Origin of the sequence: Enterococcus sp. DIV0691, from assembly GCF_051711145.1 — a bacterium.
GTDB classification, from domain to species: domain Bacteria; phylum Bacillota; class Bacilli; order Lactobacillales; family Enterococcaceae; genus Enterococcus_B; species Enterococcus_B hirae.
The window spans coordinates 1862744-1886313 of sequence record NZ_JBIOLY010000001.1 but is presented as its reverse complement, the minus strand read 5'-3'; the positions used below and the strand labels follow the sequence as shown (position 1 = coordinate 1886313).

At 32.8% G+C, this 23570-nt stretch carries 24 protein-coding genes, 1 tRNA gene and 4 pseudogenes; 23 read left to right on the top strand and 6 right to left on the bottom strand.

The window, feature by feature from the left end:
* The first annotated feature begins 5 nt into the window (after nt 1–5).
* The 17 genes and pseudogenes from IGJ11_RS08580 to IGJ11_RS08500 all read left to right on the top strand — a co-directional run bounded on the left by IGJ11_RS08580 (nt 6) and on the right by IGJ11_RS08500 (nt 11540).
* The gene (locus IGJ11_RS08580; RefSeq protein ID WP_228011826.1) at nt 6–755 is read left to right on the top strand and encodes a phage tail protein; all 750 of its coding nucleotides are present in this window, start codon (nt 6–8) and stop codon (nt 753–755) included.
* On the top strand, nt 752–3520 hold the full coding sequence (locus IGJ11_RS08575; RefSeq protein WP_251850043.1) for a phage tail spike protein: 2769 nt from the start codon (nt 752–754) through the stop codon (nt 3518–3520). The genes IGJ11_RS08580 and IGJ11_RS08575 overlap by 4 nt, the downstream gene beginning before the upstream one ends.
* A 12-nt stretch (nt 3521–3532) precedes the next feature.
* A pseudogene (locus IGJ11_RS08570) lies at nt 3533–3877 on the top strand (BppU family phage baseplate upper protein); the annotation flags it as partial.
* Nucleotides 3878–4022: 145 nt separating this feature from the next.
* Entirely contained in the window at nt 4023–4478 is a 456-nt protein-coding gene (gene tnpA / locus IGJ11_RS08565; protein ID WP_251850107.1) for an IS200/IS605 family transposase, read from the top strand.
* Between the two features lie 153 nt (nt 4479–4631).
* A pseudogene (locus IGJ11_RS08560) lies at nt 4632–5192 on the top strand (phage baseplate upper protein); the annotation flags it as partial.
* A 15-nt stretch (nt 5193–5207) separates the two neighbouring features.
* A complete protein-coding gene (locus IGJ11_RS08555; RefSeq protein ID WP_306453878.1) occupies nt 5208–5483 on the top strand; it encodes an immunoglobulin-like domain-containing protein in 276 nt (91 codons plus the stop codon).
* Nucleotides 5470–5955, top strand: a pseudogene (locus IGJ11_RS08550) (hypothetical protein); the annotation flags it as partial. The gene IGJ11_RS08555 and the pseudogene IGJ11_RS08550, both read left to right, overlap by 14 nt.
* A gap of 742 nt (nt 5956–6697) precedes the next feature.
* Nucleotides 6698–7057: a hypothetical protein gene (locus tag IGJ11_RS08545; RefSeq protein ID WP_178305844.1), complete on the top strand. Its 360-nt coding sequence runs from the start codon at nt 6698–6700 to the stop codon at nt 7055–7057.
* Nucleotides 7057–7581 carry a hypothetical protein gene (locus tag IGJ11_RS08540; RefSeq protein WP_164885458.1) on the top strand — a complete coding sequence of 175 codons (525 nt, stop codon included), beginning with the start codon at nt 7057–7059 and terminating at the stop codon, nt 7579–7581. Before IGJ11_RS08545 ends, IGJ11_RS08540 begins: the two co-directional genes overlap by 1 nt.
* Nucleotides 7582–7596: 15 nt before the next feature.
* Nucleotides 7597–7986, top strand: a complete 390-nt coding sequence (locus tag IGJ11_RS08535; protein ID WP_081125323.1) for a hypothetical protein — start codon at nt 7597–7599, stop codon at nt 7984–7986.
* A 1-nt stretch (nt 7987) separates the two neighbouring features.
* Complete coding sequence (locus IGJ11_RS08530) at nt 7988–8116, top strand: XkdX family protein (protein ID WP_080292486.1); 129 nt, start codon at nt 7988–7990, stop codon at nt 8114–8116.
* A 46-nt stretch (nt 8117–8162) separates the two neighbouring features.
* On the top strand, nt 8163–8384 hold the full coding sequence (locus tag IGJ11_RS08525) for a hypothetical protein (RefSeq protein ID WP_010718827.1): 222 nt from the start codon (nt 8163–8165) through the stop codon (nt 8382–8384).
* The gene (locus tag IGJ11_RS08520) at nt 8384–8581 is read left to right on the top strand and encodes a phage holin (RefSeq protein WP_034698416.1); all 198 of its coding nucleotides are present in this window, start codon (nt 8384–8386) and stop codon (nt 8579–8581) included. Before IGJ11_RS08525 ends, IGJ11_RS08520 begins: the two co-directional genes overlap by 1 nt.
* A 10-nt stretch (nt 8582–8591) precedes the next feature.
* On the top strand, nt 8592–9608 hold the full coding sequence (locus IGJ11_RS08515) for a peptidoglycan recognition protein family protein (protein WP_161440307.1): 1017 nt from the start codon (nt 8592–8594) through the stop codon (nt 9606–9608).
* A gap of 127 nt (nt 9609–9735) precedes the next feature.
* The gene (locus IGJ11_RS08510) at nt 9736–10428 is read left to right on the top strand and encodes a DUF3800 domain-containing protein (RefSeq protein ID WP_002325016.1); all 693 of its coding nucleotides are present in this window, start codon (nt 9736–9738) and stop codon (nt 10426–10428) included.
* Between the two features lie 420 nt (nt 10429–10848).
* Complete coding sequence (locus tag IGJ11_RS08505) at nt 10849–11046, top strand: cold-shock protein (RefSeq protein WP_002293041.1); 198 nt, start codon at nt 10849–10851, stop codon at nt 11044–11046.
* 421 nt (nt 11047–11467) lie between these two features.
* Nucleotides 11468–11540: transfer RNA gene (locus tag IGJ11_RS08500), tRNA-Ile, on the top strand.
* Nucleotides 11541–11749: 209 nt separating this feature from the next.
* Here the strand turns inward: IGJ11_RS08500 and tnpA (IGJ11_RS08495) are convergent.
* Nucleotides 11750–12205, bottom strand: a complete 456-nt coding sequence (tnpA, locus tag IGJ11_RS08495) for an IS200/IS605 family transposase (RefSeq protein ID WP_251850107.1) — start codon at nt 12203–12205, stop codon at nt 11750–11752.
* Nucleotides 12206–12675: 470 nt separating this feature from the next.
* Nucleotides 12676–12933: a hypothetical protein gene (locus IGJ11_RS08490; protein ID WP_002295273.1), complete on the bottom strand. Its 258-nt coding sequence runs from the start codon at nt 12931–12933 to the stop codon at nt 12676–12678.
* 162 nt (nt 12934–13095) lie between these two features.
* Between IGJ11_RS08490 and bsh the strand changes: the two genes are divergently transcribed.
* Nucleotides 13096–14070, top strand: a complete 975-nt coding sequence (gene bsh, locus IGJ11_RS08485; protein WP_002295271.1) for a choloylglycine hydrolase — start codon at nt 13096–13098, stop codon at nt 14068–14070.
* Between the two features lie 555 nt (nt 14071–14625).
* Here the strand turns inward: bsh and IGJ11_RS08480 are convergent.
* Nucleotides 14626–14822, bottom strand: a pseudogene (locus tag IGJ11_RS08480) (DUF5960 family protein); the annotation flags it as partial.
* A 91-nt stretch (nt 14823–14913) separates the two neighbouring features.
* On the opposite strand from IGJ11_RS08480, the gene IGJ11_RS08475 reads away from it, so the two are divergent.
* From IGJ11_RS08475 to IGJ11_RS08465, 3 genes are all read left to right on the top strand, one after another.
* Nucleotides 14914–15246: a putative quinol monooxygenase gene (locus IGJ11_RS08475; RefSeq protein WP_010718759.1), complete on the top strand. Its 333-nt coding sequence runs from the start codon at nt 14914–14916 to the stop codon at nt 15244–15246.
* Nucleotides 15247–15662: 416 nt separating this feature from the next.
* The gene (locus IGJ11_RS08470) at nt 15663–16355 is read left to right on the top strand and encodes a DNA-directed RNA polymerase subunit omega (protein ID WP_034698411.1); all 693 of its coding nucleotides are present in this window, start codon (nt 15663–15665) and stop codon (nt 16353–16355) included.
* Nucleotides 16356–17837: 1482 nt separating this feature from the next.
* Nucleotides 17838–18251 carry a DUF4231 domain-containing protein gene (locus tag IGJ11_RS08465; protein ID WP_010718761.1) on the top strand — a complete coding sequence of 138 codons (414 nt, stop codon included), beginning with the start codon at nt 17838–17840 and terminating at the stop codon, nt 18249–18251.
* A 213-nt stretch (nt 18252–18464) separates the two neighbouring features.
* Here the strand turns inward: IGJ11_RS08465 and IGJ11_RS08460 are convergent, their stop codons facing one another.
* The gene (locus tag IGJ11_RS08460; protein WP_010737819.1) at nt 18465–18737 is read right to left on the bottom strand and encodes a hypothetical protein; all 273 of its coding nucleotides are present in this window, start codon (nt 18735–18737) and stop codon (nt 18465–18467) included.
* Between the two features lie 654 nt (nt 18738–19391).
* On the bottom strand, nt 19392–20243 hold the full coding sequence (locus IGJ11_RS08455) for a hypothetical protein (RefSeq protein WP_063627713.1): 852 nt from the start codon (nt 20241–20243) through the stop codon (nt 19392–19394).
* A gap of 466 nt (nt 20244–20709) precedes the next feature.
* On the opposite strand from IGJ11_RS08455, the gene IGJ11_RS08450 reads away from it, so the two are divergent.
* Complete coding sequence (locus IGJ11_RS08450; protein WP_063627272.1) at nt 20710–22494, top strand: hypothetical protein; 1785 nt, start codon at nt 20710–20712, stop codon at nt 22492–22494.
* A gap of 91 nt (nt 22495–22585) precedes the next feature.
* Here the strand turns inward: IGJ11_RS08450 and IGJ11_RS08445 are convergent, their stop codons facing one another.
* On the bottom strand, nt 22586–22735 hold the full coding sequence (locus tag IGJ11_RS08445) for a hypothetical protein (RefSeq protein WP_010718765.1): 150 nt from the start codon (nt 22733–22735) through the stop codon (nt 22586–22588).
* Nucleotides 22736–23191: 456 nt separating this feature from the next.
* Here IGJ11_RS08445 and IGJ11_RS08440 point away from each other — a divergent pair, with 456 nt between their 5' ends.
* Complete coding sequence (locus tag IGJ11_RS08440) at nt 23192–23410, top strand: hypothetical protein (RefSeq protein WP_010737815.1); 219 nt, start codon at nt 23192–23194, stop codon at nt 23408–23410.
* Nucleotides 23411–23570 lie beyond the last annotated feature (160 nt).

Below are 23570 nucleotides of genomic sequence, written 5' to 3'. Positions count from 1 at the left end.
TAATCATGATTGATGGTTGGTTTAAACTCGGAAATCATTGGAGTAAAGAATTTAATGCATTTATTTGTGAGAGACCAGAAAAGAAAAAAGCTAAAAGGGTATTTAATTTAGAAGAAGTTTCTGGATTAAATAAGTTAGCAGTTAACGATGGTGGTTACTATACAAATGTTGAACAAACTTTAAATTGTTTTTATTTATCACCTACACTGGAACACATTCAATATTATGAAGATTTGATTACAGAAGCACTGGATACAAAAGGAGAATATGTAGATTTTGTACCTTATTGGGATCCGATATATATTTATCAAGCGATTGTAATAAATGAACCAAATTTTGAAGGAACTTTTCATACATTAAGAGGAGTTCCTTTTTCGTTTGATTTAAGTATTGCTCCTTTCAAAAAAAATGTTCTAGGAATGAACCCTGTTATCTTAGAAAAACAGGGTTCAATTTATAATCCAGAACGATATCCATCTTATCCCAAAATTAAAATATATGGATCAGGCAATGTGACAATTTCTATTAATGGAAGAGAGACAAAATGTTCCAATGTAACTTCAGATATTACAATCGATTCTGATCCAGATGTGATGGAAACTTATCGTGAGGTAGATGGTGTTTTAGTAAATGAACATAAGAAGTTGTTAAGTAACCAAGTTTATCCTTATTTAGATTCTGGTGAGAATCGGATTATTTGGAATAGCAATGTAAAAAAGATTGTTATTGAACCGAGGTGGCAAACTAAGATATGAAACCAGTATTATATAGTCCTACAGACACAGATTTTACCGCTGGAGGTATTGGCATATTATCTGATTGTAAAAAATGTCTAGTGACAGAGGAAGCAAATGGCAGTTATACTGTCGAATTAAGTTTTCCAATCAATGCTAAATTTTCAAGTCAATTAGAAGATCATAATTATCAGATCAAATGTAAACCTAACGCAACGGATGCTTTTCATATTTTTTATATTTACAATCATTATAAAGATATGGCTACAGGATTATTATATGTTTACGGAAAATCTAGAACTATGAAACTTGGAAATCGTGCGGTGAAGAAATTAGAATTTGAGCGAGCTACTTGTCAAGAAGCAATGAAGTGTTTAGAAAAATCAATGGATCAATCTAGTGATATTCGTTTGTTTAGTGATATTACTCGTGTAGGATCAATAAGTATCGAAGTATCCAATCCTTTAAAATGTATTAAGGGAATAGAGGGGTCTTTAAACCAAATATTTGGTGGAGAGATGAAACATGAGCCATTCAAATTATCTTTATTAAACCGAAGAGGTAGAGATCATGTGACAACTTTTAGATACAGAAAAAATTTAACTGGTTTGAAAGTTGAAACTAATTTTGATGGGTTACTAACTCGAATTTTTCCTTATGCAGATGTTCAAAATAATGAAGGGGAAACAGAACGTATATTTGGAAATCCAGTAGATTCACTTAATATCAATAAGTATGATGGCGAGATTTATTCAGAATATGTTCAATTTACAGAAGATCAAGGTGTTACAGATCAAAAAAGTTTAAATGAAGTATCAAAGAAATATTTTAGTTCCATTAATCCTAATTGTGATCAACCAAATATATCTATTGAATTGAACATTCGAAAAATGGAAGATACAGCTTTAGCAAAACGATTTAAAAAATTTCGTGAAGTTGGATTATTTGATACATTTGATATTTTTCATGAACGTTTTAAGATTAATATTACTGCTCAAATAACTAAAGTAATTTATGATTCTTTAAACGAGCGAGTTGAATCTTTAGAAGCCGGCGATACACAATATACCTTCTTTGAGAAACAGAAACAAGAAATATCAAATACGTTAAAAGGGTATACAGGTAAAAAATATGCAAGTGATTTTATTGATGTAGTCACCAATATTATTTCTGGTAATGATGGGGGTCATGTTATATGGTGGCCTAAGAATCGACCGACTGATTTATTCTTTTGTGATCATCCTAAATTAGAAGAAGCAAAACTTGTTTTACGAATAAACAAAAGCGGAATAGGCTTTTCATCAAAAGGGTGGCAAGGACCATTTGATACCGCATGGACTTTAGATGGTAAGTTTAATGCTAATTTTATTCAAACAGGAATTATTAAAGCCGATGTATTCCAAAATTCTTTTAATAAAACTGGTGACGTTCTACGCCTTGTTAATGGATTGTTGGAAATTAGAAATAAAAATCAAAAAATAATGCAGTTAACAAAAAAAGGTATGGAGTTCTGGTATGGTAACAGGTCTATCGGAACAATGGGAACTGAAGGTAATCAGTTTCCTGACTTAGTTGTTGGTATGGATTCTCAAGGAAATCCTGTGTATGCAGATTTTGATGGTAAAGCACTACAAATTAATTTAAATTCTGATGGTGAAGCAGTTGCTATTAGTTCGGCTAAAGGAAAAGGGATAATTATCGGTAAAAAAAACATGTTTTTAATTAATGATCGTATAGATTTGCTTGGCAGAACCTCTATAAGTGGTCGGTTAGATGTAAGCGAGCTTTATGTGAATGGTGTAAAAATTGATAAGAATGGAGGTGGAAGTGGAGGAAGTGATCCTGGAACTATCCCTCCTCAATTGACGACGGAAGCTGAAAAAAGAGCATGGAAAATTTGGACAATGTTGAAAGCTCGTGGTTATTCTGAATATGCAGCTGCAGGTATTCTAGGAAATATTCAGGGGGAGGTTGGAGCAAGTATGAACCCTGATACAGAACAACTTGGTGGTCCAGCTTATGGGATTGTTCAATGGGATGGTTCTGCTTATCCGTTAGTCGGATCACCAACTTGGAACGGACGAGAGTATGTTCAGCGTTTGATGAACACCGCAGGGATTCAAGAAGATTATCGAAGTATTGAAGCCCAAGTAAAATTATTAGATTGGTGTATGTTCAACGGTCAATGGCTCGGAAAAGTAAATCCAACCACAGTATCAGGATTTAAATCGATCAATGATGCCAAAAGTGCAGCGTATGCTTTTGAAATGAACTTCGAACGCCCAGTTTCTGCACATCCAGAACGCCAAAATTATGCCCAATCTTGGTATAACAAATTACATGGATTAACTAGTCCAGAACCTGGAGGGAATTTCATTTGTCCAATTCAAAAACCAGTGACAGTTACTTCAGAATGTGGATGGAGAACAAGTCCAATAAATGGCGGTCAAGAATTTCATAATGGAATTGATCTTGTAAATGGAAATCCTAATACACCTATTTTTGCAGCATTAGATGGGGAAGTTGTTCAGGCTGGTGCTAATTATTATGACTGGTATGGTAATTACGTGGTTATTAAACATAATAATGGGAAGTGGACAGGTTATGCTCATTTGTCTCGTATTGATGTTTCTGTTGGACAAAAAGTCCAGAAAGGCGCTCAAATTGGCTTGATGGGAACAACTGGTCCATCTACAGGAGAACATCTACATTTTCAAATTATGAAAAATTATTGGCCACAGCCAGTTGTTGATTTTGAGAATCCAAGAAATTATATCCAATTTTAAGGTGGTGATTCTATGAGTAAATGGAATGTCGTTTTAAGTACAACAGAACCATATAATTATGTGGGGATGATTCAAGTTCGACAAGGCAATAAGAATACAGAGGTTATGGAAGCGACTATAGTTGAAAATGGTCTTCCCTACGATTTATCAGAATGTAAGGTATATTTTGAATCAGTTGTAGGTGGGAAATATCCAGTCCAATTAGAAACAAAAATTGTGGATGCTAAAAAAGGGAAAATTAACTATATTTTTGATAAATATTCCATGCAGTGTTTACATCGACAAACAGCCAATTTCATTATATTTAAAGGAGAAGACTTGATTGGAACAACTCAAGACTTCTCTTATTATTGTCTTTAGACCTAGTTTCACTCGCAAAGCGAGTGAAACATAAAACCACCTGCTATGCGGGTGGGGAATAAATGGTTCTACCAAAAAGCCCTTCATATCGTTAAAATATGATTGTTCAGGTCATATTGATAACGAAAGGAAGGGATAGAAATTGGCTAATAAAGCAAATAGTTTAGCCCATACAAAGTGGCTATGTAAATACCACATTGTATTCACACCAAAGTATAGAAGAAAAATCATCTATAATCAATATCGAGCAAGCATTCAAGAGATTATTAAACGGTTATGCAAATATAAGGGGGTAGAAATATTAGAAGGACATATGATGCCAGATCACGTTCATCTGTTATTGAGTATTCCACCAAAAATGAGTGTATCCAGTTTTATGGGCTATCTAAAAGGAAAAAGTGCGTTAATGATTTTTGACAAACATGCGAATTTAAAATATAAGTTTGGGAATCGACATTTTTGGGCAGAAGGCTATTATGTAAGTACAGTGGGACTGAATGAAGCGACCATAAGAAAATACATTCAAGAACAAGAGAAACATGATATAGCACTAGATAAATTGAGCGTACGAGAATATGAAGACCCTTTCAAGGGTTAAAGAGTAATACAACCACCTTTTTAAAGGTGAGCAAAAGTGGCAAAGGCAATATGGCTTGAACATGAAATGAGAAAGCCAGCGTCTTTAGGCGCTGGCCGGTGTAAAGGGCTTATAGCCCTAGTGCAAACCACCCTTTTGAAGGGTGGTTATGATTTTGTCATTAATGCTGTTTCAAAAACAGAAGGAGAAATGGGTTCTTATTGGCAATCAATCGAAGATTTAATTGCGGATATGACGGACTTTATTAATGAAAATAAAGGCGATTTTACGGACTGGATGAATGAAAGGAAAGAAGAATTTGAACGTTGGAGACAAGAACAGGAACACAGTTTCCAAGATTGGAGAGAAGGACAAGAATCAGACTATTTGGCATGGTTTGAATCAATCAAGGATATTTTAAAGACGATTGATCCTGGTGGAACAATGCTTGCGGAATTAATGGATGCGAGAGTAGATATTCAAGGAAAACGACACAATTCAATTTCAGAACGTTTGCTTGCCGATATGAATTATTTGTATCAAAAACTACGAACAAGCTTATTTACTATCGAGTATGCTGAAATTGAAGTAGTGGATATTCTACAAGATGATTTATTTTCTAGGAATCATGAGATAGAAAAAGTAGAAAGTATTGAAAATAATATATCCGAAGGAGCGTTAATTGTAGCCACAATTGATGATAAAGAACAGCGTGTATTTACTCTGGAGGAAGTAGTAATAGATAAGATTTTGACTATTAATCCATATATTGCTGGAAAAACAGATTGGATTACTGGTACATGTAAAGTATTTGATGCAACAAAAATTGGTATTGAAATAAATGGTAAGAAAAAAGATATCGTCCCTTCCAATGAATTAAAAAATGGCACATTTAAATACTACACTGGAAAAACAATTCAATTAGGTGATCAAGTACAAGTCGTACTGTATGACAATATGACTATAGAATTAACAAGAAAATCAGTTGTTGTTCAGGAAGAAGGTGAATCAATTGGTGAAGGTTAAACGTATGATGGAAACAGACGACACAGGAGTTCAACGTCAATTTATGCCAATTACTCATGTTTCTGCAGTCTTAGGATTAGAAAACATTACCTCGGGACAGTCAAAAGTTCTTTCGGTTAACGGTAAATCTGGAGCAGTCATTCTAACGAAGGCTGATTTAGGATTAGAAAATGCGATTACCAAACTACCTTACGCAAGCGAAGATACTGATGGTATTTTAACTGCCGAAATGTTTCAAAAGATTGTAAATGGTGAAAGTGGAACATATCTTTTACCAATTGCTACTGCTGAAAAATTAGGAGGTATAAAAGTTGGTGAACTTTTAGAAGTCACTGAAGAAGGTATTCTGTCTGCAACTAAGCAAACAGATTTTAATTTTACTAAAGAGTTGAAACAGAAGCTAGAGTCTTTGAAAATTTTGAAAGCAGGAGCCAATATTTCGATTACAGAAGATGGCACTATTAGTACAACAAACGATAATGAAATAACTTCTTGTTCTCAAATTAAGAAAGTTTATTCAAACAGCATCGACTTTGGAGACTATGATTATAGTGGAAACCCAAATCTATTAAGTACTATAACTAGTGATTATTTTACAACAAAAGATAATGTAACAATTGCCAACGAAAATAGAGGTGTAAAATTGACATTCAGAAATTCTGGTTTTGGTGCTGAAACAGGTAATGTTGTGCAAATTAAACCCAAAACAACCTATACGCTTTCTGCTAAGATAACAGTGAATGAGGATTTTGTAGGAGACTTATCAAAAATTCGACTAACTTATAGAAAATTTCCCGGGGGCAATATTCTACTGGGAACGAACTTATCTGCTATGTTAGCGGGAGAAACAAAAATTATTTCTGTTACTGGTAGCGTGGTAGAAATGAAACAAGTAGAGCGTACTTATCTACGTTTAGATAGTAATTCCCAAATAGTAGATGGATCAATCAACATAGAATATATCAAGTTAGAAGAAGCTTCAATAGCTACGCCATATCAGCCTAATTTATTTGAATCACCTTATTATCTAACAAAAGATGAGGGAGCTGGCTTAACGACAGAATATAAATATGTAGGGATAGGACTGGAAGACTTTCAAGATCCAAATAAATATATTTGGAACATGACTATTGAATATATAAATAAACAGCTCCAAGAATTAAATGAAAAAAGCTTAAACTTTACTTTTGAAAAAATAGGGGAGGTATAAACTAATGACAGATATTGTAAAAGTAAAACAGAATAATGTTCAGGTTTACCCTCAAACTCATTGGAATGCTGTAGAAGGCAAACCCACAACAATTAAAGGCGATAAAGGGGATCCCGGACAGTCCGCAACTATTGCTGTAGGTACAGTTACTAGTGGATCTACTGCTTCTGTTACAAATGTAGGAACCTCATCTGTGGCTAGATTCAATTTTGTATTACCAAAAGGAGATAAGGGAGATCCTGGAGTTAATGCAACAACGACATCTGTAGCTACGACGAACGCTAATGGGTTAATGTCCAAAGAAGATAAAGCAAAATTAGATGGAATAGCAAATATTACATTTGAGAAAGTAGGCGAAGTTTAATGTCTGATATTGTGCAATTAAAAGAAAATGGTGTGCCTAAATATTTAAAAACTCATTTTAGAGCAATTGATGGAGCTGAAGCATTAGTACAAACATCTGGTAATCAGTCTGTTGATGGTTTTAAAAACTTTTTACAAACACCAACAGTGAATGATGTACCAGTAATTTTAGATCGTTTTGTTTCAAAAACAGTAAAAACAACGAATACAACAGATTTTACCAATGAAAGTTCAGTCAGATTTGAACGATGTGGACGAAGTGTAGTGGCTAATTTTGCGATTACAAATAAATCAGCAAATTTTGCTGGATGGAAAAACTTAATGGCTTTTCCAAAAGGATATACTCCAACTTCGCTAAAGGATTGGGGTGGAACTTTGGCGAATAAAACCAATCGAAATCCTGCATTATCTGTTTATGCGAATGCTTCGGGAATTGCTGTGATGGTTTCTACTACAAATTTACCAGAAAATCAAGAGTGTTCTGGAACCGTCAGCTATTTTACAAATGATGCGTGGCCAAATTAATAGGGGGAATGAATGATGAAAACAATGTATGAATATCTTTATCCGGTAGGTTGCAAGGTATGGGAAAACATGCCAGATGATTTTCCAGAAGGAGTGCCGTATACCTTGGTACCACCATTACCAGATATTCCGTTAGATCGTCAATTTTGGAATCCGAGTGAACGGAAATGGGAAGAAGTTGTCACACAAGATTTTTCTAAAAAACTAGCTCTGCTAGAAAATTTATCTGAAGGGTTACAAGATGATAATAAAATATTGAAACAAGCGAATGAAGAATTAACAAAAAGAGCTGATTCGTTAGCACAAATCAATTCAAAAACGATGCTTACAACTATTCAAAACAGTAAAGAAATCGATTTATTGAAAGATCAACTTCAATCATCGAAAAATGAAGGGGGAGAATAATATGTATTCCTATGAAGATATCAAAATGATGTATGACTGGAATTGCTTTACTGCAGATCAAGTTCGACAATTTGTTCCGTTGTGCATTACAGAGGAAGAAGCAGACAAAATTATTAATAAAGAAAGTTAAGGCATGCTCCCTGGAGTATGCTTTTTTGTTGGAAAGTTGGTGAACGATGAGTATTGATGCGATTATTTCTGCTTTAAGTATTGCAGGAACGTTAGTTGGTACGTTTGCAGGCATTGTTTTTTCAAATAAACTGACCATTTATCGAATTGAGCAATTGGAGAAAAAAGTTGAGAAGCATAACCATATTGTTGAACGTACTTTTCTATTAGAAGGACGGATGAATGAAGCAGAACACGATATTCAGGAAATGAAAGGAGGCGAGAAGTAATGATTTTACCCGATAAATATTATCAAATTATTAAATGGACAGTACTTACGGTATTGCCTGCTTTATCTGTATTAGTAGCCACATTAGGGAAAGCATATGGATGGAATGGAACAGACATGACAGTACTCACTATCAATGCAGTAGCAACATTTTTAGGCGTTATCACTGGTGTGTCTGCTTATAATTTGAAAAAATAGGAGGAAACAAATGAAGAAGAAAATCATTTTATCATTGAGCCTGTTAACGGCTCTTTTTTTATTGCCTTCGAATGCTTTTGCCTACACTATTAACAATGAATTTAATTTAGGTGTAAATGAAGGTAGCTCACAAGTAGCAAATAATCAGTACATTTTACTGCATGAGACGGCTAACGAAACAGCAACAGGACGAAATGAAGCGCAGTATATGCAACGTTCATGGACTAGCGCTTACACTGCTTATATTGTGGGAGACGGCGGAATTGTTTATCAAGTCGGTCAACCTGGTTATGTACAGTACGGTGCTGGTTCGTATGCTAATGCCAATAGTCCTGTGCAGATTGAGTTACAACACACACATGATAAAGCAACTTTTGAAAAGAACTATAAAGTATACGTTGAATTGGCAAGAGATTCAGCAATGAAATATGGTATTCCATTAACATTAGACACTCCTTATAACCAACCAGGAATCAAATCGCATTTATGGGTAACACAAAATATCTGGGGCGATCATACAGATCCTTACGGTTATCTTTCTGAAATGGGCGTAAGTAAAGAAAAATTAGCATATGATTTAGCTCATGGATTTACCGATGAAAATCCAACTACTTCAGATGATAAACCAGTCATTGATCCAACTAGAGCAGGTGCTGCAAATCCTACGCTGACAGATGGAACAAATTACGCCCACATTGATCAGTTCGGAGAAATCGAAAACGCAAACTTGCATGTAGCAGGATGGCATATTGCTAACTATAAATACGAGTATATTTTCATTATGGATTACAATACTGGAAAAGAATTAGCTCGAGTAAGAGCTGATGGAATTTATAGACCAGATGTAAACCAAGCTTATAATACTTCTGGAAATGTTGGTTATCATGTATCTTTCAATATGCGTAATTTTCCTAATAAGAAAGTCTATGTAATGATGCGGGCAACGAATGATCCAGAAGGGAACACTAAAGGCGGAGCACAAGATTTTCATGATAAACGCTGGTATTTAAATATTCCGCAACGATAAAAAATGGCCCCTCGTTGAGGGGCAGTACATATAATTAGGCTACATCTGCAATTTTAGTTATTGTTATAAAGACGGCTAAGATGTAAAATTAACATATATTTATAACAAATGATCGGAGAAGCGGCTGTTGGAAGAATTACATTTATTTTTTGATGATTCAGGCGTCTTGCATAGGAATGCACCTAATAGATTTTTTGTCTACGCTGGATACGCATTCATTGGCAAGGATAATAAAGAAATTGCAAAAAGAAAATATAAAAAAGTGGTTCAACGAATCCAAACCAAACGAGGTAACAGAGAAGAATTAAAAGCTTGTTATTTAGATAAAAGTGAAAAATACGAATTATACAGGGTTTTAAAAAACGAACATAGTATGGGATTAACAGTTGATATCAAAAGGGTACAGTCAAATATTTTAGATCATAAAAAATCAATACACAGATATAAAGATTATGTATTAAAAAGACTGGTCAAAGAAAAAATTAAGTTGCTGATAAATAGAGGATTATTGAATCCAGAGGACGACTTAAAGCTATGTATCTGTGTGGATGAGCAAGCCACTGCAAGTAATGGCTATTATAATTTTGAGGAATCAGTATATGAAGAACTAAAAAATGGTGTTCATAATTTTAATTATGGTGTATTTTATGAACCTATTTGGAAAGGTAAGTTAGAAATAAATGTGTCTTATTGCGATTCTAAACATAATTATTTGATACAAGCTAGTGATATATTGGCAAACAGATTATGGACATCGTTCAAGATTGATAACAGAGAAATGAGAAATATACCGGAACATTCTTGTATGAGGTTGCCTTAAAAAATAAGCTAAATTTTTTTAAGCATAACTATTGCATTTAGCAGATAGTTACTTTATGATTAACTTACAGGCGAATTAATTTCGCACTGCCGACACAAGGAATACGATAATAATTATTAAGCGTAATGTAAGTACGCCGTCCCTTGTGGGCCACCTCCAAAAGGTGGTTTTTTTATTTAATTTTAATCAGTATTGTATTTGTATTTTCGTTCTGCAATTAACTCTTCTAAATGCTTAAATATAGTTCTTTATATTAAATCGTGTTAGCCTTGTGTTACCATTACATTCGTGTTATACTAAACAAGTAATCTAATTTGAAACGTAATCTGAGCGATATATTCACACTATAAAAACTCCTTTTACAAAGTAATATTAATTGCAACAAAACACGTATTATATACGTATCAGGAGGAAATATATATGAATAACGGTACAGTAAAATGGTTTAACTCAGACAAAGGTTTTGGATTTATCACTGGAGAAGATGGAAATGACGTATTTGCACATTTCTCAGCGATCCAGGGAGAAGGCTTCAAGTCTTTAGATGAAGGCCAAGCAGTTACTTATGATATTGAAGAAGGTCAACGTGGCCCTCAAGCAGTAAATATTGTAAAATAATGTTGAACTTTAAACACCTCATTTGAGGTGTTTTTTTATTTTAAGCTAGATACCGTAATTATTGCTAGCAATTTAGAGTAGTTCGTTACTAATTAAGGAGCAAATAAAATTATTATAATATAAAAAATTAAGCAAATAATAGACTAAAAAATAACTATGTGAGATAATAAACATAGAAAAAAGCTTCAGATACTCCCTCACCCTAGAGTCTTTCCCCAAAAAGATAAGTATCTGAAGCTTTTTTCTTTTTATGACTTGGAAATAATAGCATAAAATAATATATTTTACAAAGAATAAGTACAATCTAGTTTTTTGCTATTAAATGTGTAATAATTAATGTGCCATCACAACAAAGAATGAAAACCATTATTATCTAGTCTATGTCCATTCTTTTTGTTTGCAGTAGTTGTGATGGCTTCTCGTACCTTTAGCTCAATTGGTTAGAGCAGACGGCTCATAACCGTCCGGTCGTAGGTTGAGTCCTACAGGGTACATATAGTAATTAAGTTAGTTCTGTGTTAAAATTATTTAGAAGAGTATTTATGTAAAAATCATAACCACCCTTCAAAAGGGTGGTTTGCACTAGGGCTATAAGCCCTTTACACCGGCCAGCGCCTAAAGACGCTGGCTTTCTCATTTCATGTTCAAGCCATATTGCCTTTGCCACTTTTGCTCACCTTTAAAAAGGTGGTTGTATTACTCTTTAACCCTTGAAAGGGTCTTCATATTCTCGTACGCTCAATTTATCTAGTGCTATATCATGTTTCTCTTGTTCTTGAATGTATTTTCTTATGGTCGCTTCATTCAGTCCCACTGTACTTACATAATAGCCTTCTGCCCAAAAATGTCGATTCCCAAACTTATATTTTAAATTCGCATGTTTGTCAAAAATCATTAACGCACTTTTTCCTTTTAGATAGCCCATAAAACTGGATACACTCATTTTTGGTGGAATACTCAATAACAGATGAACGTGATCTGGCATCATATGTCCTTCTAATATTTCTACCCCCTTATATTTGCATAACCGTTTAATAATCTCTTGAATGCTTGCTCGATATTGATTATAGATGATTTTTCTTCTATACTTTGGTGTGAATACAATGTGGTATTTACATAGCCACTTTGTATGGGCTAAACTATTTGCTTTATTAGCCAATTTCTATCCCTTCCTTTCGTTATCAATATGACCTGAACAATCATATTTTAACGATATGAAGGGCTTTTTGGTAGAACCATTTATTCCCCACCCGCATAGCAGGTGGTTTTATGTTTCACTCGCTTTGCGAGTGAAACTAGGTCTAAAGACAATAATAAAAGCTTTCTTCAGCCACCTTCGGGCGGTTATTTTTTTATACACAATCTTATGTCTATTTCCTTCATAAGTTATGATGACATCTGTTCAGAGCTACTCGAAAGAATAGTTTTTTAGTATTGATTTTTTATAGGATGAGATTATAATAATAGTCGTAATAGCTGATGAATCAATTTCCCAATCTTTTTACGCATTTAAACAGCGAAGCGTCTTCGGACGCTTCTTTTTTGTACTACAATCAATATTTATATTTGGATTACCTCCAGATAGTTTCTTTGTATAAAAAAACGACTCATAATGAGTCGTTTAATAGATCAGAGTAATAAGTCATTGATTTCTTTAAATTCTTTATCAAGTTCTTTTTCATCATATTTTTCATATTTATCAGCTTCATGAAGAACTTTTTTAATTTCATGAATAGCCTTTCGTTCAACTAACCATTTTTTTAGGTTATGTTTTTTTTCTGGATTTTCAGATAACGTATCAAGTTCGTCTAACTCTTTATCCAGTTTATTGACAACAGAAACAATTTTGTTTACAACTTTTTCTTCTTTGTTTTCTAAATTTGACATTTATCTTCACGTCCTTTTTATTTGATAATTTAAGTATAGAACTTTGATATAGTTTATACAAATAAAAACGCTTCTTTGTGTATTCTGTGCTTTTCTTTTGGAATGAGGAAAACTTTGGAGTAATATGAACGTGGACAGAAAAATATTTAGGAGGAATAAACTATGTGTACGTCTATTACTTATGTAACAAGTGATCATTATTTTGGAAGGAATTTTGATTATGAAATATCTTACAATGAAGTAGTCACTATTACTCCAAGAAATTATAAGTTGAATTTTCGAAAGGTAAATGATTTGGATACTCATTATGCAATGATTGGTATTGCCGCTGGTATAGCTGACTACCCTCTTTATTACGATGCGACAAATGAAAAAGGATTGAGTATGGCTGGGCTAAATTTTTCTGGGTATGCTGATTATAAAGAAATACAAGAAGGGAAAGACAATGTATCTCCTTTTGAATTTATTCCTTGGATTTTAGGACAATGCTCAACAGTAGGAGAAGCTAAAAAATTGTTAAAAAATATCAATTTAGCAAATATAAATTATAGTGATGAACTTCCTTTATCCCCTTTACATTGGCTATTAGCTGATAAAGAAAAATCAATTGTCATTGAAAGTATGAAAGATGGACTTCATATATATGATAACCCTGTGGGCGTTCTTACCAATAATCCTTCATTTGACTATCAATTATTTAATTTAAACAATTATCGTGTCTTATCGAGTGAAACTCCTAAAAATAATTTTTCAAATCAAATAAGTTTGAATGCCTATAGCCGCGGTATGGGAGGGATAGGCTTGCCTGGAGATTTATCCTCAGTATCTCGTTTTGTTAAAGCGACTTTTACGAAGCTGAATTCTGTATCTGGAGATTCAGAGTCAGAAAGTATTAGTCAATTTTTCCATATCTTAGGTTCAGTAGAACAACAAAAAGGTTTGTGTGATGTTGGTGATGGAAAATATGAATATACAATTTATTCTTCTTGTTGCAATGTTGACAAAGGAATCTATTATTATCGAACATATGAAGACAGTCAAATTACTGCAATTGATATGAATAAAGAAGACTTAGATAGTCATAAGTTAATTAGTTATCCAATTATAGAAAAACAACAAATTAAATATATAAATTAGTTAATGTGTTGTGATTGATTATTTAATATAGATATAATACAAAAAAGGCAAAGATATTTTCAAAACATTTTTTCTTGATGTGATATCCTTGTCTTTTTTGTAATGTTTTTAACTTATTGCTTTTGCAAAATTTATTTACCTGTTTTCTGGATCAACAATAGTGTATATTATGCTATCCTTGTTTGGATTTTAGGACGTTTAAAGAGGCACTTTTTTACATAACTTAATCCATAGACCTTTTAAGCATGCTGTGAGATAATAATAAAGAAGAGTTTAAAGCGCACCCCAAACCACTTCCCTTAAGTGTATTACGCTTTAAACTCTTTTATATTTGAAGCCATTAAAAAGCATACCATATAACTATAAAAAATAATGGGAAAAAGACTTATAATTGGAGTGGTAGTTAATTAGTGACTTATTTTTGGTTTTATAGCACTGATACTATAAAATATAGATATCATCATATTACACAATCTTAATACTAACTTAAAAATATCTCCTTTTATAAGTATGGTGATAAAATCCGTTCCGGGCTACCTTTTTAGGTAGCCTACTTTAATCTTTATACCTTTCTGGATCAACGAAAGTATACTTTATATAGTCATAACGCCGATGACCGCTCCGTGCGTCTGACACATTCGTCACGATATCAAATATACATCTTTCTTCATGCTCGTTTTCGCAGCAGGGATTTTAAAGTAGTTTTTATTGGAATAATAGAGATTAATTAATAAGCTATCTTCTATTGCTAATGGTCAGAGCAGACGGCTCATAACCGTCCTGTCGTAGGTTCGAGTCCTACAGGGTATATAAGGATAGATAAATATACAAGGAGGTAAAGAAATGGCTATTACTGTGAACATTTATTATAGTGGTACAAATGGAAATGCGAAAAAATTTGCAAAAGAGATGGTTTCAACTGGAGTTGTAGAAGATATCCGTGCAGAAAAAGGCAATATTAAATATGAATACTTTTTTTCAATGAATGATGAGGACACAATTCTTCTAATTGATAGTTGGACAGATCAAGATGCACTAGACAAACATCATGAATCTCCGATGATGGCTCATATTACTAAACTTAGAGAAAAATATGATTTGCATATGAAAGTTGAAAGATATGTAACAGATATAAAAAATATTTCCGCAAAAGACTCCGCTTTTATAAGAAAATAAAGTGCTTATTTTATTTGATAGGATAGTTTTTTCTTTAGAGTGAGAAGAACACTTGTAGTAACAGTACTCTTAAGTTAATTTATCTATAACTAAACCATTTTTTTATACACCTTCGGGTGTTTTTTTTATTTCAAAAATATAGAATATATAATCTCTTAAATTGGTAAAATAAATGTGTTAGATGTTTTGGTCTATCCGAAAGAGTAGACTTTTTTATGTGAATTTAATAACTGTATCTAATTTTAAATTAATTAATACAATGTTTTAAAAATAATGTTTGTATGCAGTTACATCTGACTTTATCCGAATTAAGAAAAAGATTTATAAAAATAAAATAAAAAAATATATATTTAAATTGACTGATTGTGAAATCATTAACTATAATTGGTTCAGTTTGTGTTAAGGAGAATGGTGATATGAATAAGAAAATTGTAGTAAGTGGATTAATTATAGGTGGATTAGTGTTAGCAGGGATCGCAGGGAAAAACTTTGCCGATGACATTTTGTTATGGGGTGGAGAAGATAATATTGAACAAATCAATCATAATTTGGAGACATTAGATAAAGCACTAGAAAATAAAGAGCAAAATATTAGTAGTTTAAATTCACGATTATCTTCAAATAATCAAGAACTTGAGCAAGTAAAGGCTAACGTTGAAGAATATAAACAAAAAGTGTTGACTTTGGAAAATGAGAAAAATCAATTAACTATAGATAAAACAAATTTAGAGAATCAATTATCAGGAAAAAATGCTGAATTGCAAGGTAAACAAAATGAAATCAATGCTAAAATTGATGAAATAAATCAAAAAATAGCTGAAATAAATCAATTAAACACTGATTGGAATAATCGTTTACAAACAGAACAAAATAAATTTAATGATGCTCAAAATACTGTTAATAGTTTAAATCAACAAATTAATCAATTGTTAAATGAAAAAAATACTATTAAAAACCAATTGCAAAGTACTCAACAAAAACTAGAAAAAGAGCAATCAGAAAACAGTAATTTGAATAATTATATTGAAAAACTGGAAAAAGCCAAAAGCGATGTAGAAGACACAGCAAACAGATCACAAGAAATCGTGACTGAACATACAGGAAAATAGATGCATTTTTTAGTTTAAATTTCTTTAACAAAATAGTATTTTGTTGCTAAATAATTTTTATTTGAATATTCTATAAAAATATCTCCTCTCAAAATGGAGGAGAAGTACATATTTATATTTTTGCTGAACGACAGGAAACGGGGAAAGGTCTTTTTGTTTGTACTTCAAAAAGACTAAAACATATTAAAAAAGGTCTTCCACCTTTAAATAGATTTGAAATTTTACCAAATAAAGAGATTTCTAGAATTAAATCGCCATTTCGCATGGCAGTTCTGGTGGATTGTGATCGGTTATTTGTCTTAAGTGGTATCTCTATACCACTAACGTTACTTACAAATCGGAGGTATATATGTAGAGAATACCTAGAAAAAATTTTACAAATAAGGAAAAATAATATGAGATCTGAAATTGTGCCTTTAGAGATTAAATCAATGATTTCATTAAATCCTTTGCTAAATTTAAAACCGAAAGATTCAAATCTGACTTTGAGTAGCTAAAGACCTCAACCGATCATTATTGGCTGAGTTTTTTTCGTTCTTATATTAATTGTCCTAACTCCGGTTTCAATATGCATATAAAAAAGTAAAAATAATAGAAAAACTAGTGATAGTTTTGGTGATAGTGATATTAAAAACCAGAAAAGATGGAAAAAGCAGGAGATAGATAAAATACTGATATTTCGGCGTTTTCTAACGGTACAAAAGAGAAAAAAAGTAATAAATGTACACATGATACAAGAAAAACATGTTCGCACTTCTAGGCAAACCAGGCTTTGAAGACCTTGCCAAAGAATTGAACGAACGTCTTTAAGATAAGGAGTTTTAGGTAATTATTAAAAATAATTATCCAAACAATTTGCCTTTAAAATGAAAAATGATACTCATTGAGGTATTTATAAAAAAGGATGGCTAATTATAGCCATCCTTTTTTGGTTTGTTGGCAGAGAAATATTTTGTCCAGAAAATTTTCGTTGTTGATTATTGATATAGTCATTGGACTTATCGAAGTTCGTTCAATACTTTCATATGACACTTGATCATATAGTTGAATAATAGAGATATCTTTATGACTTATATCTTCATGCTTCATGCCAACTTTTCGGTTAGGCACTGCTTACACATATCTACCATTATAGACAGTTAGGGGAGAGATGGGCACGTTTGACAATTCTGTGGGCAATAGTATTCACAGTATAAATTTTTTAAATCAATCAAGCTTACTTTGCTCGGTTGGTCAGAGATTGTGAGCATACATCAAATGTAATTTTTCTGTCGTCTGTAATGATTAAATCTTTGTTCAGATCTTTTCAATAGCTTTTATCCGTGCACGAATACTATCATTGACAAATATATCATTATTTTGATAAAATAATGATTGTTATTTAATAGCCATTTGTTTTGATTTGTAATTAGCTGAAACATAGGTAAATCCAATTATAATAGTTTTACGACCAAATTTTAATAAAGTGAATGGAGAAATGATATGGATCAAAAAGCGTTTATTGAATCAATTGATTCTACAATTAATAAATTAAAAAAAGATATTCAATCGTATAATAGAATCATTGGCATAGGGAATATTATAAAAATCGTATTATCTGCTGCTATCCCTATTTTAATTCACGAGGCATCTGATCATAAGTCTTTGTTATTAGTCGTTTCGATTGCTTCCGCAATCATAACGATTATTCAAAGTGGAATGTCTGCGTTTAATTATCAAAACAAAGTACAAACCGCAACACAGGTTCTAATGAAAATAGAAAACGAGAAGCTACTTTATGTAACAAAAACATCCCCATATGATAAAACGGATGAAGAAAATTTTCATTTGATTGTTTCGACACTTCAAACGGAGTTGAATGATATCATTTCTGACTTTAATCAAGTAAGCAATTAACCATATCATCCGTTTAAAGATAGAAAGGTACCAAAGAGATAGGAACAACAAGTAATCCTAGAACAGCATTTATGTATAAATAAAAAATAAACCTAATTTTGCTGATTTAAAAAGGTATCCAAACCTACTCGCTGAGACAGATGGATACCTTTTTTCTTTTACAAAAAAGTTCTGATTTTTTTAGACGGGAGTTATATACTTCAAAACCAATTTTTATTTTTTACCAATAAATTCTTTCTTGATTTTTTTAAAATCAATCAGTATTTTCGTGGGACCTAGCACATGATATTCTTTGACGACCAATTGGTTTCTTTGATTATAATAGCCACTGATTACTAATTTCATTCCTTCATCTACTTCAGCAAGAAAGTTTAAACCATGACCAGCGATTAAACAGTTCGTATCATTCAAGCTAAATCTTATCAAGGGACGAGCCCCAATTTGTAGTATTTTTATTTTTGTTACTGTGCCATATTTCTTAATCATTGTGGACTCTCCCTTATGAGCGATTTCGAGGATGACAATCCGTAAATATTCTTTAATAGCATTATACGAACAAACGTTCTTTTTGTAAAGGAGAAACGCAAAAAAATTTATGGTATTTAAGCTAATATCCCACTATTAATATCAGGGGAATGGCTGTAAAAATTTTCTGTTTTTTTGTATGACCATGCTTAAGTAAAGTTAGGAGAGACCGAACACCGGAAATGTTCACAATAAAAAATAAATTAGGGAGACAAATCTTACATTGTGCTTTGAAAATGGATAAACGGTGTTCAAGCATCAACTCCTTGAAATAAGCCTAAATTTTTCAAAATATGAGAAACTATTTCAAAAAATTTTTTCTTATTGTCATCGGAGCTCCCCGATGTTTTCACAACCTCTTGCTCTAAACGGTGTTCAAAGAGCTGACCTTCGGCGATAAGTCAAAAAATCTCAAAACATGGAGAGCTGTTTCGAGATTTTTATCCTTAACGCTCAGGTCAAAACGCTCTTTTCACAACCTCTGATTCACGGTGTTCAAGCATCAACTCCTTGAAATAAGCCGGAGAGTCCAAAATAGTAGAGACTATTTTCGGATTCTCCGGCTTAGTTATCAGAGCTAGACACTGCTGTCACAGTTCATTTTATTATTTTAGATTAACCTCGCTTACACAACGTATATCCACGTGCTTGGGCCTCTTGCAGCGAGATAGCTACGACAGAATTTGCGTTGTTAAGTCCCGAACAGTTCGGATTTAAATGATATTTTGTACCATGATCTGGAGCAATATAAACCGTTTGTTCGTTGTTTTGTTGCGGTGTTTGTGCTGCTGCAACTTGATTGGCTTGTTCTTGTGCGGCCGCAGCTTGCCGTTGTCGTTCTGCTTCAGCTGCCTCATTTGCTTTGATCGTTGCATCTACTGTAGCTAGTCGAGCAGACAAGTGTTGATTGCCGTTTGGAATAGCCTGGATTAAAGTAGCTGCTGAGTTATAGTTTTCTCTAGTTGGATGAGCTTCAGCTTGTGATAGTGCTGTTGTTGCTTCATTTTCAGCTTGTTTTTGACGTTCTTCTTGTGCTTTACGCTCAGCTTCAATTTTCTGTTTTTCTTCTTCTTGTTTTTTGCGCTCAGCCTCAAGTTTCTGTCTTTCTTCTTCTTGTTTTTTGCGCTCAGCCTCAAGTTTTTGTTTTTCTTCTTCTTGTTTCTTACGCTCAGCTTCAAGCTTCCGTTTTTCTTTTTCTTTATGTTCAGCTTTTTGTTTCAGCTGTTCTTCACTAGAAGTACTTGATGTTCTTTTTGTTTCGATCTTTTTTTCAGATTGTGTACTTGCTTTTGAACTATCGGAATGACTGGTAGGAGAGATAGACGCTCCGAAAATCATAAGAATAAATGCTGTTCCTATAATAATAAAGTTTCGTTTTTTATTCCCTTTTTTGAAAAATGATCGAATCAGTCCTACTAACCCCCAACAAATACCAATTAAACCTACTAACACTAAAAAAGTTCCCATTTTTTTCCTCCAAAAATAAAAATATTTTCCTTCCATGTAGGAATGAAAGAAATAAACCTCCTAATAAAAAAATATATCATTCTGTAATACTTGTCTAAAGATATACAAAGTTGTTTTTTATCTAAAAATTAAATTACAAAATAAAAAATGTGAATTTTTGATCACCTATTGATAAAAATAGATATATAAAGGAAATGATTTGCACAACAGCAGATTACGATAGTTACAAAGTGGAAAAGATCAGTCATTAAGTTAGTACAGTATAATTCTTGTTTTTAACGCTTAGAACCTGCTAAAAAAGCAATCAAACAAGTTAATAAGAATCTTTTAAGGTTAATATCAATGAAATGAATTTTTGCTATACTTATTAGAGGCTTATTGAATAAGGAGTTGAGTGAATTGGTTAAAAATAAATTATCAAATATGATTAGTATCAAGAAGAAAGGCGGAGGAAAGGTTAGGGTACATGGATAGAGTAAAGGAAATGCTTCAGTATGTTAGGCAAAAACAACTTTATTTTATTTGTGGTATCGCTCTAATTCTTACACTAATACGTCTTTATCTCTATTACAAAGCGACTTACAGCATCGATATGACAGCTAGCTATGATGACCAGCTTTTTATTCATTATGCCCGTAATTTAGTGGACGGGCAGTGGTTAGGAGAGTACAATGCTAAAACTTTATCAAAAGGTATTTCTTATAGCTTATTTTTAGCTTTTGCCAATAAAATTCAGCTACCATACTCGCTATTATTAGGTGGGTTTAATATTTTAGCTAGCGTGCTGATTACACTGAGTGTAAAGCCGATCGTTAAAAAGAATAGTATCTTGTTTTTTATCTATGTCTTTTTTTTATTTTCACCAATCGGTTTTACCCATGAATATTCGACACGTATTTATCGAAACGCCATTGTAATTCCATCTGTCGTAATTATCGTTGCTTGTTTATTAGCTATTTATTATCGTAAATATCGTGCAACAAAAACTATTTTACCTTGGTTTTTCTTGTTGTCTCTAATCTTTCCATTTTACTGGTATATTCGCGAAGATTCACTCTGGTTGTTGCCGTTTGTTCTGGCAGCCTTAATCATTAGTTTTGTTCAGATTTTATTAGGAGTGGATTTTAGACCAACGAAAACTGTTGAAAAGTTTTTTTCACAAATTACCCTTGATCGAAGAAAACTGATCAAGCTCAGTTTGTTTTTTCTTCCTATGATCAGCTTTATCGTGACAAATCAAATGATTAAGCATAAAAATGAAGAAGTCTATCATCTTGCAGTAGTCAATGATCGTACGAGCGGAGAGTTTGCTCAATTGATGAAGAACTTGATTCGAATAGATGATGGAACGAACATAAACAAAGAGAACAGTAGGATTTGGGTTTCTCATGAAGCGTTAAATAAAGCATTAGCTGTGTCACCTGCTTTTGCTAAAGAAGCTGCTAGAATCAAAGAATTATATACGACACATGCTTGGACTCAGGCAGGAAAAGTAAAGGAATTAAAGGGAGACATTATTTTTTGGGCACTGCGAGATGTGTTGAATGAGTCTGGCTACTATCAAAATAACGCAAAAGAAACCAATGAATTTTGGAAACAAGTCAATCAAGAGTTAAGGGCTGCTTATCGTAAGGGAGATTTGAAGAAGAAACGTGAAGTCTACTTAATGAGTACAGGAGATGGGAAGATTGCCGAGGATATTCCAGTACTCTTAGATTTTTTTAGGACAGCTTATAGTGACAATTTATTTTACAAAGATTTTCATCAAGGAGGGAATTACAGTTTTGGAACCCATGCGGATGTAGAAGCAGCGCAAAACTTTTTGCGGGTTCCTTTATTGAATAATTGGATTAATAGTGAAGATCCACAACCGCCGATTTTAGTTTTATCAAAAACAGCGAAAATCTCTAATATTATGATTGCGATTTATCAAAAGACAAGTGGTGTTGTTCTATGTTTAGCGATTTTAGGATTTTTATTTTTGATCTTAGGTTCAATCTATGCTAAAAAAGATCGTGGTTTTTATTGTTCTGCACTAGTCATTACTAGTGGTTTGATATTGACCCAGTTTTTATTTTTATTTGGGGTTTCATGGTTTTGTTCCTACTCGCCAGAGCAAAAAGATTATTTTCTAAGTGTGTATACGGGGGCAGGAGTACCAATCATGCAAATTGCGATGGTTCTAATCTTTCTGGGAATCAGCAAAATTTCATGGGGGAAAATAAAGCACAAACTCAAATTGAATAAATAATAAAAGACGTTTGCTAACTGTATTAGTTGCAAACGTCTTTATTCTTTTTTCGATCCCGAGTTGTTTTCGGTCATTAGAAATGATTCACTCCTTATTTGGATTCATTTAATGCACGGACAGCTTGTTCAATCGTGATACCAAATGCCACGTTGTTTTCATTTGTAGCATCAATTGCCATAAATTGATTGGATACAGTATCAAATGCAACTCGGTATTCAATATTTGTTTTAGTAAATGTCATGTAAGTCACCTCTTTTTTTATTAATGTAAATTGTGGTTGGAATTTTCTGTTAAATTTTCCTTCCTGTAATCAGTGTAGCACCCTTATTTTTTTTTCGCAATTAATTGCTATGTCAACAAGGGATTCTTAATTTTCTGTGAGTCCAATAAGCAATCCAATCAATAATAGGATAAATACAGTAGCTTGAATAACAATCATGAAATTCCCTCCTCACAGAATAGTTTAGATGCTTTTTCGGAGGTTTACACGAACAAAAGGCTAACAGTTTCAAACAAATCTGTCACTTATAAATTACAATTATATCTTGGTATTAGTTATGTGAGGAAAAGGGGAAACTAGATTGAAATCGTGTAATTCTAAGAAAAAATATAAAAAAATTCAATAAATCGTTTTCAAATCTTCTTTTTTTTGTTATTATAAATTAAAGATTAACAAAATAAAGGAGGGAATTGAGAAATGTTAAAATTAGAAATAGGCAAGTCATACATATGCAAACCGATTGGAGTGAACTATGAAGTGATTGGTTGCGTGGAACGTACATATACTAATACGGCTGTTATTTTTGTAGAAAGCTATGATCAGAGAGATCGGTTGGCTGTTTACGATAGTAAGTTTCGTCTACTAGTTAAACTGGACGAAATTTATACAGTAGCAGAATCTGCTTTGGTTTCATAAACACTTTTTTTGAGAAATATCGTAAACTTCTCTATAATTAGAGGAGAGAGAAGGGAGCGAAAAAACATGCAAAAAAGAAAGAGTTCAGGTAAAATGGGCATTATCTTAGCAGTTATTTCTGCTATTCCGGCAATCTTAGCAGTGGTTCGTGCGGTGAAAA